The 13,360-nt window shown below is 38.9% G+C and carries 12 protein-coding genes; 3 read left to right on the forward strand and 9 right to left on the reverse strand.

What is annotated here, in order from left to right; translation table 11 throughout:
• Positions 1-23: 23 nt before the first annotated feature.
• From ACOKFD_RS17340 to ACOKFD_RS17380, 9 genes are all read right to left on the reverse strand, one after another.
• The gene (locus tag ACOKFD_RS17340; protein ID WP_422859057.1) at positions 24-995 is read right to left on the reverse strand and encodes an alpha/beta hydrolase; all 972 of its coding nucleotides are present in this window, start codon (positions 993-995) and stop codon (positions 24-26) included.
• A complete protein-coding gene (locus ACOKFD_RS17345) occupies positions 982-1,554 on the reverse strand; it encodes a DUF998 domain-containing protein (protein ID WP_422859058.1) in 573 nt (190 codons plus the stop codon). The genes ACOKFD_RS17340 and ACOKFD_RS17345 overlap by 14 nt, the downstream gene beginning before the upstream one ends.
• A gap of 6 nt (positions 1,555-1,560) precedes the next feature.
• Positions 1,561-2,622, reverse strand: coding sequence for a serine hydrolase domain-containing protein (locus tag ACOKFD_RS17350; RefSeq protein ID WP_422859059.1), 1,062 nt, complete (start codon positions 2,620-2,622; stop codon positions 1,561-1,563).
• A 144-nt stretch (positions 2,623-2,766) separates the two neighbouring features.
• Positions 2,767-3,900, reverse strand: a complete 1,134-nt coding sequence (locus ACOKFD_RS17355) for a helix-turn-helix domain-containing protein (RefSeq protein WP_422859060.1) — start codon at positions 3,898-3,900, stop codon at positions 2,767-2,769.
• A 39-nt stretch (positions 3,901-3,939) separates the two neighbouring features.
• Positions 3,940-4,764 carry a thymidylate synthase gene (locus ACOKFD_RS17360; RefSeq protein ID WP_422859061.1) on the reverse strand — a complete coding sequence of 275 codons (825 nt, stop codon included), beginning with the start codon at positions 4,762-4,764 and terminating at the stop codon, positions 3,940-3,942.
• 162 nt (positions 4,765-4,926) lie between these two features.
• Entirely contained in the window at positions 4,927-6,390 is a 1,464-nt protein-coding gene (locus ACOKFD_RS17365) for a NupC/NupG family nucleoside CNT transporter (protein ID WP_422859062.1), read from the reverse strand.
• 10 nt (positions 6,391-6,400) lie between these two features.
• Positions 6,401-7,030, reverse strand: a complete 630-nt coding sequence (locus tag ACOKFD_RS17370) for a bifunctional nuclease domain-containing protein (protein ID WP_422859063.1) — start codon at positions 7,028-7,030, stop codon at positions 6,401-6,403.
• Positions 7,031-7,120: 90 nt separating this feature from the next.
• Positions 7,121-8,089 carry an electron transfer flavoprotein subunit alpha/FixB family protein gene (locus ACOKFD_RS17375; protein ID WP_422859064.1) on the reverse strand — a complete coding sequence of 323 codons (969 nt, stop codon included), beginning with the start codon at positions 8,087-8,089 and terminating at the stop codon, positions 7,121-7,123.
• 12 nt (positions 8,090-8,101) lie between these two features.
• Positions 8,102-8,848, reverse strand: coding sequence for an electron transfer flavoprotein subunit beta/FixA family protein (locus ACOKFD_RS17380; protein WP_422859065.1), 747 nt, complete (start codon positions 8,846-8,848; stop codon positions 8,102-8,104).
• Positions 8,849-9,023: 175 nt separating this feature from the next.
• On the opposite strand from ACOKFD_RS17380, the gene ACOKFD_RS17385 reads away from it, so the two are divergent.
• The 3 genes from ACOKFD_RS17385 (at position 9,024) to ACOKFD_RS17395 (ending at position 13,262) form a co-directional block, all read left to right on the forward strand.
• Positions 9,024-10,001, forward strand: coding sequence for a pyruvate dehydrogenase complex E1 component subunit beta (locus ACOKFD_RS17385; protein WP_422859066.1), 978 nt, complete (start codon positions 9,024-9,026; stop codon positions 9,999-10,001).
• 172 nt (positions 10,002-10,173) lie between these two features.
• Positions 10,174-12,669 carry a DUF5686 family protein gene (locus ACOKFD_RS17390; protein WP_422859067.1) on the forward strand — a complete coding sequence of 832 codons (2,496 nt, stop codon included), beginning with the start codon at positions 10,174-10,176 and terminating at the stop codon, positions 12,667-12,669.
• Between the two features lie 68 nt (positions 12,670-12,737).
• Positions 12,738-13,262, forward strand: coding sequence for an inorganic diphosphatase (locus ACOKFD_RS17395; protein ID WP_299000533.1), 525 nt, complete (start codon positions 12,738-12,740; stop codon positions 13,260-13,262).
• The last annotated feature ends 98 nt before the right edge of the window (positions 13,263-13,360 follow it).

A 13,360-nucleotide genomic window follows, 5' to 3' on the forward strand; every position in this document is an offset into this window, starting at 1 on the left:
CGAGATAGCTGCCAAATATCTTTTTATCTGTTATAAATAAACCGAAGTCCATTAGTGAAGCCTACTCCAAAAATGGTACGATGGGTTTCGTTTTTGATTACCTCAGATTTGATGGCCAATTTGGATAAATTCTTGGCTTTTAGGAAATCTACAAATTCTTCTTGAAAATCATTTATGCGTAAATCAAACTCTCCTGAGGCCATGTAAAGTTTAGTTTCTAGGTCAAACCCCAAACTCATGGACTGTACTTGTTTTATCAAAAGTTTGTCTTTGAACCATAGAGAAGGGCCTAACAAAAGATATCGGTTAAAAAGATGAGGTTTTTCTAATAGGGCATAGGAACCGTAGAGCCCTCCATAAGAATGTCCATAAATTGCACGGTCCTTTTTCTTTGTTCTGAATTCCTTTTCAATAAAAGGGAAAAGTTCAAATTCCATAAAGTCACTGAATTGGGGCGCGCCTCCTGTGGGATCAACAGAATTTTTTCCCATGCGTAAATCTTTGTCCTCAACTGGGGTCAGGTCCCTGCTTCTTAGTCTGTAGAAGTTTTTATAATTGGTATTGTACGCTATGCCCACTACCAATATTTCAGGAATCAATTTGTCCTTAATAAGTCGTTGAACGATATAACTGACACCTCCAAAATTTGTTTCTGCATCAATCACATACATAACGGGATACTTCCGCTCCTTGTTGGTAAAATAACTTTTGGGATATGAAATCTTAATCTGATAGGTCTGATCGTTGAATTTTGAGGTTAACTCCTTAACATCTGTATTGGCTATGGTGACCTTCGTGGTATTCCTTATCTCCTCATTTATCTGAATTTCAGCTTCAAGTTCAGCAATTTTACTTTTTAAACTGTCATTCTCTGTCTGTAACTGAACTGATTGAGATGTTTTTTCACTACATGCAGACAGTAGTAGAAATATGGTAAGTACCAAGAAGCTGATTTTTAATGGATGCTGTAGGTTTAGGGTTTTATTCAGGGTCACGACGTTTTTTGTTTAATTCGAATGCAAAATACGCTATCCATCCGAATATGAAAATACTGGCAACACGCTGGGTTAAACCTCTATAATTTGCCGGGTCCAATCCAATCAGCATAGACCAGAAGTAGATGAAAATAATTAATCCAGCAATCAATGATATGCGAAAGAATCGCTGACTCACGCCTTCATTTTTTAGTTCGTAACAAGCTACAAACGGAAGTAACATGAGTGATAGGCCTATGCCATAAAAACCATGCATTAGTGTTCCCATGGGATATAATCCATTGGAAATCATGGAGATTCCAAAAATGGTCAAGATGATACTGGATAGGTAATATTTTTTGAAGATAAACCTTATGCCAATTGCTAGGGATATGCAAGATAGTCCGGTTGCAATTGCTCCACCGTTGAGAAATAATTTGGCCATTGCAAAATCCGTTACGGTGATTTCACTGCCATGTTGCTCAATAAAACTATAGTTGTCCGTTAAGAACCCAGCAATGGTAGTGGGGACAAAAAAGATAGCGGGAAGTAAAATGGCTTGTCGTATTAAATGTCTCATGGTTTCTTATAGTTTTTTTAAGGCCACTTCATAAATGACGTTCAACAATTCTTGTCTCATGGGAGAATTTCTATGGTTTAATAGGATAACAATACCCCAGTCGTCTGCTCGGTTGTAGCATAGCATAGAAGACTGTCCCATGGAGTCCCCAGATTTGAGGTAGAGGGTGTTGTCCCCGTCTTTAATGATATTGAGTCCCAATCCCATACTGCGATTTTCATCAGCATAGACTATGGTTTCAGTCAAAAAAGCAGCTTTAGAACGTACAGTTTTCGTGTTCAACAAGGCTTTTAGGTAGGTCACCATATCCGAAGCGCTGGATTTTAGCAGACCAGCAGGAGCTGTAATGTTCCAATTAAAGAATTCTTGTTCTCCACCTTCAGGATTGTACCCGTTAGTTCGGTTATATACCTGAAATTCTTTGGTGAAGGTGTTGGTAAGCTGTAAAGGTTGGACGATTTTTTCGCGCACTAAAGTATCATAAGTTTTTCCATAGATGGGTTCCAATATTTGCCCTAACAAAGTATATCCTAGGGTAGAATATCGATATGTACCGTAATCGATTAGTGTTTCACAAGAATTTACCATTTCTGTGAGTATTTTTTGCGTAACACTACTGACAGGCTGCTGTGGATTTAATTCAATCAACTTCCTAAAATCAAGGTCGGGCAAACCAGATTGATGCGAGGCCAAATCTGATATTTTGATTTTGTTTTTAAGGTCATCGTGCAATGTATATACTTCAGGAAGGTAGCTATCGATATAATCATTCAGCTTTAGTTTACCTTCCAGTTCGGCTTGGGCAATTAGTGTAGCAGTGATAATCTTGGTGATGGAAGCAATTTCAAAAACTGAATTTTTATTAATTGAAATATTACTTTCCTTACTCAAAGTACCATAGGCTGAGTAACACTCTTGATTGTCTTGGATAAACCCAATGCTTATACCAATACCACTCTGCTCGTAATAGCTTTTTGCAACGGAATCTATTTTTTGGGAGATGCTTTGACCAAAGGAAAGCTGACCTGCTAGTAAAAGTAAGAATAAGAGTTTACCTAAATGCTTCATCGTTTTATGTTTTAAAGATTCATGACAAATCTGAAAAACATGCCTCTACTGTGCGACCGACTACATGAAGTCGAACCATTTTTTGGAAGAAAAAAGTCGAACTGCCCTTTTGTAAAAAGGAATACTTTAATGGTAAATAACTGGTTATGAATTTTTCAAACGATAAGAGGTGGGTGTAGAACCCGTATGTTTTTTAAAAGCTGTATTGAAAGAAGATTTCGAGTTGAAACCCACTTCATAAAGAATTTCGAGAATGGTAACCTTCTTTTTTGAAGGGTCCTTTAGAATATCCACTGCACTTTGGATGCGGTACGAATTGATAAAGTCAAAGAAATGTTGTCCCATCTTGTGGTTTATCAGAATGGATAGTTCCCTAGCTGGAATTCCAATCTCATCAGATAAGGTTTGAATGGTCAAAGCAGGATTAAGGAACGGTTTTTCCTCGGACATATATTTTTTAAGCCGCAATAATTCATCCTGTCCTTTGGATTGATTATCATCTTCCTTTTTTTGTTCTGAAAGTAGAACTTCTACTAATTGCAATCTAGAATTTAGGTTTCGAAAAAGGTCCGGGTGGTTTAGCGCTTTGAAAAGATACCAACATATAATGATAAATTGTAGCACAAAAAGCCCTATTCGAATCCCTTCAGAAAAAGTATCAAAAACCGAAAACTTAAAAACATTTTTAGCAAGGGCTAGGGCGTAAAAAACAGAAATTGCAATGGTTAACTGAAACAACCAATAGTAGGATTTAATGTTAGCTCCGGCATAATTTTCCAGATATAAGCGTTTCACTTTTTTCAATACTAAAAAACAGGCGACAAGGTATGCTGTAACTTGAATATGGAAAAAAATATGGTTGAACTGTATTTCGAAAGTACTCCTGAAGTCTTGCAAAAAAAGGAGTTTTTCTTCTTGACTTTGTAAATAGAATCTTGGAAAAAATACAAGATTGACCAAGATAAAAGGAACAAGATGCAAAGCATGCTTGGGTTGTAGTTTAAAATCTACAAAACATGCCGAAAGGATATAGAGATATAATGTTGGGGGTTGAAGAAAAACAGCGAGATTTCTTAGCAAACCTAAATTCGAAACAGATTCGCTTTGGGAACCAAATAAGAAGCTACTCAAATCAATTACAATTAAAACCAAGAAGAAAGCAAAAAGACGATTGCTCAATCGGTTTTTCGTCTTAACCGTGACGAGAAAGAAAGCCAAAAACAAGGAAATAAAAGTAGTAATACCAACTATGGCAGATATAAAGCTCTCTTCAGACATTCGTTTTTTGGCAAGATATGGAAACCTAGCTTCACGTTTCTATACAGCTACAACTCCCTTAATGTGCGGATATGGGTCATAGTTAAGTAGCTCAAAATCATCAAAAGTAAAGTCAAAAATATTTTTTACTTCAGGATTAAGTCGCATAGTAGGCAGAGGTCGAGGTTCTCGGCTCAATTGTAATTCTACCTGTTCCATATGGTTGTTATAAATATGGGCATCACCAAAGGTGTGGATAAATTCTCCAGGTTGGTAACCACATACTTGGGCCATCATTAAAGTAAATAGCGCATAAGATGCAATGTTGAATGGAACACCCAGAAAGATATCCGCACTGCGTTGGTATAATTGACAAGAAAGTTTACCATCTGCCACATAAAACTGGAAAAAAGCATGGCAGGGGGGGAGGGCAGCCTTCCCGTTTGCTACATTCTCGGAAAACGACACAGAAGTGTCTGGCAATACACTGGGATTCCAGGCAGAAATCAACATGCGTCGGCTATTTGGATTATGTTTTAAAGTATGAATGACCTCCTTGATCTGATCAATCTCTTCGGAATTCCAATTGCGCCACTGGTGGCCATAAACTGGACCTAAATCTCCATTTTCGTCCGCCCACTCGTTCCAGATACGAACACCATTGTCCTGTAGGTACTTTACATTGGTGTCTCCATTTAAAAACCATAACAATTCGTGAACAATGGACTTAAGGTGTAGTTTTTTAGTAGTCACCATTGGAAAACCTTCGGCAAGGTCAAACCGCATTTGATAGCCGAAAACGCTTAAAGTTCCAGTTCCGGTTCGGTCACCCTTTTGGTTGCCTTGTTCCAATACATGCTTAAGTAAATCGTGGTATTGTTTCATTCTTGTATCCTAATTCTCAGTGTCATTTAGAAAGAGCATAGCGAGGAGAAATTTGAAAAGATATCTTGACTGCGCTCGATGTGACAAAAAATAAATCCGTCTAAAATAATCTAAAGTTGATGAAAAATTGAAGCGAAAGAAGGTGTACTTATGAAGAATTTATCAACCGAGAATCATCCCAGCAATAGTAGCAGAAAGTAAAGATGCAAGTGACCCACCTAGCACGGCCTTCATGCCAAATTCGGAAAGCGTTTTACGCTGACCTGGCGCCAACGAACCAATACCACCAATCTGTATACCAATGGAAGCAAAGTTGGCAAAACCGCAAAGCATATAGGTGGCCATAATTACCGATTTATTATAGGTTAGATGGGAAGATTTGGTCACATCTTTTAAAACAGCAAGTTGTTCATAAGCGATAAACTCACTAGCTGCTAATTTGATTCCCAACAACTGTCCCATGAACATTAAATCTTCATTGGCGACTCCTATCAACCACATTATAGGTGCAAAAATGGTTCCCAGTATCGCTTCTAGAGAAAATGATTTATAAGGCGTATTAGCTTGGACCCATGAATTAAGGTTTGTCCACTCCCCAAACCAGTCAAATCCTCCATTGAGCATCGCTATAAAAGCCATAAAAACTAAAAGCATCGCTCCAACATTAACTGCCAGTTTTAAGCCTTCGGTAGTTCCATTTGCGATGGCATCCAAGATATTTGACCCAATTTTTTCGTTGGAGACCTTAACATCCGTGTTGATTTTTTCTGTCTGGGGATATAGAATTTTTGAAACCACAATAGCCCCGGGAGCTGCCATAACCGAAGCAGCCAGTAAATGCTTGGCAAAAAGTAGCTCTAGTATGGGGTCTTGATTCCCAAGGAATCCGATGTAGGCAGCTAACACAGCGCCAGCAACAGTGGCCATTCCTCCAATCATAACTAGAAGGATTTCTGACCGGTTCATTTTTTCTAAATAAGCTTTGATGAGCAAGGGGGCCTCTGTTTGTCCTAAAAAGATATTTCCGGCTATTGAGAGACTTTCCGCTCCGGAAATTCCTAAAGATTTGGTGAGCAACCAGGCTAGAGCTTTCACAACTTTCTGAATAATTCCCAAGTAAAACAGTACAGAGGTGAGAGCGGAGAAGAAGACAATCGTGGGTAATACCTGAAATGCAAAAATATATCCAAAGGTGTCTGTGTCTACCACAAGTCCTTCAAATAAAAACTTACTTCCAGATCGGGTAAAATCTAGTATACTGATAAATAATTTACCAATGTTTTCAAAAACAAGCTTTACAAAAGGAACCTTGAGGACTCCTATTGCAATCAACAATTGAATACCGAGACCTATAGAGACGGTTTTCCAGTTGATTGCCCTTCGATTTGAGCTGAATAAAAAAGAAATAAGCACCAAAACTGCCATTCCTAATGCACCCCGCCACAGGCTATTCATGGAAAATCCTTGGTTAGGTACCAATTCCGGAGTTTTGGTAACGGTTAAATCATCTATGATGGTAGTGTCGACTGCTAGGTTCAGCGAGTCTGCGGGAAGGGAATTTTGTCCAAAAGTATGGGCACATATCAAAATTAGGAGTAAAAGAAAACCTTTTTGGTATTTACCCATATGTACAAGTTTATTTGCGCTTGGAGATTTCGTCCCGAATTTTTGCCGCCTTTTCGTAGTCTTCGTTGGCTACGGCTTTGTCCAATTCTTTATGTAATTCTTCCAAAGTAAGTTCCCGATAGCCTTGGGAAGCAGCTCCTGATTCTATTTCAACAGTCTCACCTTCCTGAAGAATCTCATCTACAACAATGCTATCATCATCATTTTCCTCGTCGTCCTTGTTGGAAAACTTCAGAAAAATTCCAGCCTTGTCCAAGATGTTTTTGTAGGTAAAGATAGGAGCATCAAAACGCAAGGCCAAAGCAATGGCATCACTGGTTCTGGCATCTATAATTTCCTCAACCTTATCTCGTTCACAAATGATACTTGAATAAAAAACTCCATCAACCAATTTGTGAATGATAACTTGCTTAATGAAAATCTGAAAGCGATCTGAGAAGTTTTTAAAAAGATCGTGAGTAAGCGGTCTTGGAGGTTTGATTTCTTTTTCCAAAGCGATGGCGATGGACTGCGCTTCAAACGCTCCGATTACTATGGGTAGTTTTCTATCCCCGTCTACTTCATTCAAAATAAGGGCATACGCGCCATTTTGGGTTTGGCTGTATGATATCCCCTTTATTTTTAACCGTACTAAGCTCATAATCTCCTCCTAAAACCAAAAAAGGCCGTTCAAATAAGTGGCGGAACCAGTTATCTGAACAGCCCCTTAAAGTGGGCAAATTAACAAAATTTAAGCGTTCTGGGCTTTAAATTCCTTTAATTTTTCGATGAGTTTGGGTACTACTTCAAAAGCATCGCCCACAATACCATAATCAGCTGCCTTAAAGAAAGGAGCTTCGGGGTCATTATTAATGACCACTTTGGTTTTTGAAGCACTAACCCCAGCCAAATGTTGAATGGCTCCAGAGATACCAATGGCAATGTATAAGTTACTAGCTACTGGTTTTCCAGTTTGACCCACGTGCTCCCCATGAGAACGCCATCCTAAGTCGGAAACAGGCTTGGAACAAGCTGTTGCCGCACCCAGTACATCAGCCAATTCTTCAATCATGCCCCAGTTTTCTGGTCCTTTTAAGCCTCGACCTCCTGATACAACCACATCAGCATCTGCAATGGTTGCTTTTCCAACTACTTTATCTACTTCAATGGATTTTGTTGTAAAATCTGCATCACCTAGCGATGGGCTAAATGCTTCAACAGATGCGGAAGTGCTATTCTCAACGGTTCCAAATGCGTTATTGGATACCCCAATGATCTTGGTTTCTGATTCAATAGCGGTAAAGGCAAAACCTTTGTTGCTAAATGCAGTTCTTTTCACTATAAATGGTGAAGCGCTTTCTGGCGCTGATACCACGTTGGGTACATAACCGGCATTCAATTTGGCAGTGACAATAGGGGCCAAAAATTTGGTATCTGCGCTTGAGCTCAATATCACCATTTTGGCGCCTTCAGCTTCAGCGGCTTGAGCCAAAACGTTGGCATATGCTTTAGCGTTAAATGTGTCCAAGTCGGAGTTGGATACATTAAGGACCTTTGAAACTCCATAAGTTCCCAATGAGTCAGCGTGCTCCGCATTTATGGAAACGGCGGTAACGGTTTCTCCCATTAGTTGTGCAACGGCATAGGCATATGATGCCACTTCAAAAGCACTTTTTTTGAATTTTCCCTTGTCGGATTCTGTATATACGAGTACTGACATAATTTTTTTGGATTAAATAACTTTTGCTTCGTTATGTAATAAATTGACCAATTCTTCCACATTTTCGGCATCCACCAATTTCACGGGCCCTTTGGCTGCAGGCTTTTCAAATTTTTGGTCTTGCGTAGGGGATGGACCATCTACAGGCTCTACTACATTAAGGGCTTTTTTACGGGCCATCATAATACCTCTCATATTTGGTATACGAAGATCACTTTCCTCAACTAAACCTTTTTGACCTCCGATAACCAAGGGTAGGGAAGTACTTATTTTTTCCTTTCCACCATCAATTTCACGCATGGCGGTGGCATTGCTTCCCTCAATTTCTAGACCTATACAGGTATTTACAAAGTTCATGTCCAAAAGGGTTGCCAGGATACCTGGAACCATTCCACCATTATAATCAATGGACTCCCTTCCGGCAATTACGAGGTCATATCCCCCATTCTTAACCACTTCGGCCAACTGTCTGGCTACGTAGAAACCATCTATGGGTTCTGCATTGATTCGTATGGCCTCGTCTGCACCTATTGCCAGGGCTTTGCGAATTGTGGGCTCGGTTTGAGGTCCTCCAACTGTGGCTACGTGAACCGCTGCCCCTTGCTTTTCTTTAAACCACATAGCTCTCGTAAGGCCGAACTCGTCATTGGGGTTGATGACAAACTGTACTCCATTGGTATCAAATTTGGTATCCCCATCCGTGAAGTTAATTTTGGATGTGGTGTCCGGTACATTGCTAATGCAAACTAAAATCTTCATATATTTTACATTTTGACCTTCCAAAGATAGCTATAAAATCCGAAATTTATTATGCATGCATAATAAATTTTGTTCTTTTTTTTGCTTTTTGAGAGAGTGATTCTTCTTGTTTAATTTCCTATTTTTGCTTGCCTTTTTTAGTAGAACAGAATAATTAAACCTTTCAAACTACTCAATGAAAACATTACAGTTCAGAGAAGCCATAGCGGAGGCCATGTCCGAGGAGATGCGAAAAGATGATACCATTTATCTAATGGGGGAAGAAGTTGCGGAGTATAACGGAGCATACAAGGCTTCCAAAGGAATGTTGGATGAATTTGGCCCAGAAAGGGTGGTGGATACACCTATATCTGAATTGGGTTTTGCTGGTATCGGCGTTGGTTCGGCTATGATTGGAAACCGACCCATTATAGAGTTCATGACTTTCAACTTTTCATTGGTAGGTATTGATCAAATTATAAATAACGCAGCCAAAATAAGACAAATGTCCGCTGGGCAGTTCCCTTGTCCTATTGTTTTTAGGGGCCCAACGGCCTCTGCGGGTCAATTGGCAGCAACCCACTCCCAAGCTTTTGAAAGTTGGTATGCCAACTGTCCTGGATTGAAGGTGGTTGTTCCATCAAACCCTGCTGATGCGAAAGGACTTTTAAAATCGGCCATTCGTGATGATGATCCCGTAATTTTTATGGAATCGGAGCAGATGTATGGTGATAAAGGCGAAGTGCCCGAAGGAGAATATACCATTCCTTTAGGGGTAGCAGACATCAAAAGAAAAGGAACTGATGTGACCATTGTTTCCTTTGGAAAAATAATCAAGGAGGCCTACAAAGCTGCCGACGAATTGGAGAAAGAGGGTATCAGTTGTGAAATTATAGATTTGCGTACTGTGCGTCCTATGGATCATGATGCCATTCTTAATTCCGTCAAGAAGACCAATCGAATGGTAATTTTGGAAGAGGCATGGCCGTTTGGAAATGTGGCAACCGAAATTATTTACCATGTACAAGATAAGGCATTTGATTATTTAGATGCCCCGATAGTAAAATTGAACACTGCAGATACTCCAGCACCTTACTCACCTGTATTGTTAGCAGAATGGTTACCCAATGCCCAAGATGTGATAAAGGCTGTTAAGAAAGTGTTATATAAGTAATCCGGACAAAAACTAACGTATATTTGTAAAAGGTATATTAGCCTCATCAACCTTTAGGTTGATGAGGCTTTTTTAAAGGAATGGTTTTTGATAAGAAATTACCTTAATTCTAAAATGACCAAGAAAAACTGAAATTTCAATATGATTTTTCAGTTGACCTAACTATCAAAACATGAAAAAGTTCCTTTTCTTCTTTTTCCTGATTTCTTCAAGTGCTATTTTTTCGCAAACCAAGGTTGGGGGAATTGTTGTGGATGATTTTGGTTCGCCAATTGCTTTTGCCAATCTTGTTTTTAAAAACTCGTCCGAAGGAACCATTACCAATGATAATGGTAGATTTTACATGGAATCGAATAATACGTATTCCACTTTGTTGGTTTCTTTTATAGGATATGAAACACTGGAAATAGATTTATCGCAAAAGATAAATTACAACATGCGGATTGAACTTACCGAGTCCACCGAACAGCTCCAAGAAGTAGTGGTTTACACGGGAAAGCAATCCAAAAAGAACAATCCCGCAATAGACATCCTAAAAAGGATATGGGCCAAAAAGCGGGAAAATGGCATTCGCAAGTTCAAACAGTACAAGTATGATAAATACGAAAAAATAGAGTTTGACTTGAATACAATAGATAGTAATCTAATCAAGAGTAAACTCTTTAAAGGGTTAGAGTTTGTTTTTGATGATTTGGATACCTCTAGAATCACAGGAAAAACGTATCTGCCTTTATTTTTAAATGAGAATTTCTCCAAAGTTTACGGAGACAATATCCTGAAAAAAGAAAAAGAGGACGTTTTAGGAAACAAAAATTCAGGATTTCAAGGAAATCAGGCCATCACAGCATTTGTGGAGGATCTTTATTCTGATTATGATATCTATGACAATTACCTGAAATTTTTCGATAAAAGCTTTACCAGTCCACTGTCCAAAACAGGAGTGGATACCTATAATTATGTCCTTTCGGATAGCACCTTCATTGACAACAAATGGTGTTACAACATCATTTACTATCCAAGACGGAAGAACGAACTCACTTTTAAAGGGGATTTTTGGGTAAATGATACCACCTTCGCCATAAAAAAGATTAACCTTCAGGTAACAAAAAGTGCCAATATCAACTGGGTTAAGGAGATTTATATTGAGCAGGATTTTGATGTGGTAAACGATTCTATTTTTCTGCTAAAGCGGGATTACATGCTAAGCGATTTCAGTTTTTCAAAGAAGGAAAAATCAAGAGGGGTTTACGGAAAGCGCACTACAGTGTATGACAATTATGAATTTGACGTACCCCGTGGCGAAGTCTTTTATAAATCAGTGGCAGACCCTTACGACCCAAGGGTCTTTAACCGAGACAGTGTATTTTGGAAAAATGCCCGTTTGGAAAAACTCAATGAAGACGAATCAGGTATTTTTAAGCTATTGGATACGCTCAAAACGGTTCCCAAATTCAAAACCTACTATAATATAGTAAGTGTTTTGGGCTCTGGTTACATTGAAGTGGACAAATGGAATCTGGATATTGGTAATATCTACAGCACTTTTGGTTTTAATGATGCCGAAGGTTATCGGGTGCGGGCCGGGGCACGCACATATTTTGGACAAAATGATACCTGGCGTTTGGAAGGCTATATGGCGTATGGTTTCACTGATAGAAAATTCAAACACGGGCTGTCTGGAAAGTTTTTATTGGACAGAAAGACCCGACTCATTCTCTCGGGAGGAAATAGAAGGGATATAGAACAATTGGGGCTGAGTCTTACCAGTACCAATGATGTCCTTGGACGTAGTATTGCATCCTCAGCCTTAGTAACTGTAGGGGCCAATGATAGATTGACAAACATCAACCTTTCTACGGTCAATTTTGAAATTGAACCTGTTACCAATCTTAGATTTCGGTTAGGTGGCTCTTTCAGAACGTTGAGTTCGGCTTTGCCAGAGGCGTTCAATTTGGATTATTTGGACCCAACTTCTCCTACGGGTATTTCATCAGAGGTAAAGCAGTTTGATATCAATTCCACATTAATATATACTCCGGGTAAGAGAACTATCGGGTATGGCGTGGAACGGGTAAATATAAATGATAATCATAGTATACTACTTTTAAATTACACTAAGGGCGTAGAGGGTTTTTTGGAAAGTGATTTTGACTATGAGCGCTTACAGTTTTCATATACACAACCTTGGCAAGTGGGCGGTTTTGGTAGATTGACCAGTACCATTGAATTGGGAAAAACCTTTGGGGAAGTCCCCTTGAGTTTGTTAAGCGTAGTTCCTGGAAACCAGACGTTGTTTTCCATTTATAACACCTTTCCCAATTTGGATTTTTATGAATTTGTCACGGATACCTACGCCACTGTGCATTTAGAACATAACTTTAATGGGAGGTTGTTTTCCAGAATTCCTTTGTTGAGAAAACTAAATTTAAGAGAAATTATCGGTCTTCGTGGAGCGTGGGGGCAGCTGTCCGATGAGAATATCGCTCTTAACTCACCTTCCAATATTCCTCTCATAGCTCCAGATGAGCAAATCTATTGGGAGTATTCATTTGGTATTGGCAATATATTTAAAATCTTAAGGATAGACTTTAACTTTAGGGGCAACTACTTAGATAATCCCGATGCACGACCTTTTGGAGTAACTGGTTCCTTTGGATTTAAATTTTAGTTAACAATCATCCTCAAAAATTTGACTGAAATCTCAGTAAACTGGCTACTTTTGCAAAAAATAAAAGTATGGCCAAGAAGCAAGTAACTTTTGATGTGCTCATAGAAATCCCCAAGGGAAGTCGCAATAAATATGAATATGATTTTGTCCTGAACAAAATTCGTTTTGATAGAACGCTCTTTTCATCAATGATGTATCCGGGAGATTATGGTTTTGTTCCAGAAACCTTGGCATTGGATAAAGACCCATTGGATGTCCTTGTTATGGGAACCGAACCTACCTATCCCATGGTGGTGATGGAAGTTAAACCTATTGGAGTTTTCCATATGACGGATGAGAAAGGGCCGGATGAAAAAATTATTTGTGTGCCCGTAAACGATCCCATTTGGAGCAAGAGAAATGATATCAGTGACCTAAATCCTCATCGATTAAAGGAAATAGAACACTTCTTTCAAGTGTATAAAGATTTGGAAGAAAAGAAAGTAGATACTGGCGGTTGGGGCAATGTGGAAGAAGCTGTTAAAATATATCATCAATGTGTGAAGCGATATGAAGAAAGCGACCATAAAAAGAACCGAACATTTACGATATAGACAAAATTAATAGACTAAAAATGCGCTTTTGAAACCCAAAAGCGCATTTTTTTTATTAGTGGGTATTTTACTACTTTTGCCACCATTAAAAAATTCTT

This window comes from Flagellimonas ulvae (genome assembly GCF_049333175.1).
In the GTDB taxonomy this organism is placed as follows: Bacteria; Bacteroidota; Bacteroidia; order Flavobacteriales; family Flavobacteriaceae; genus Flagellimonas.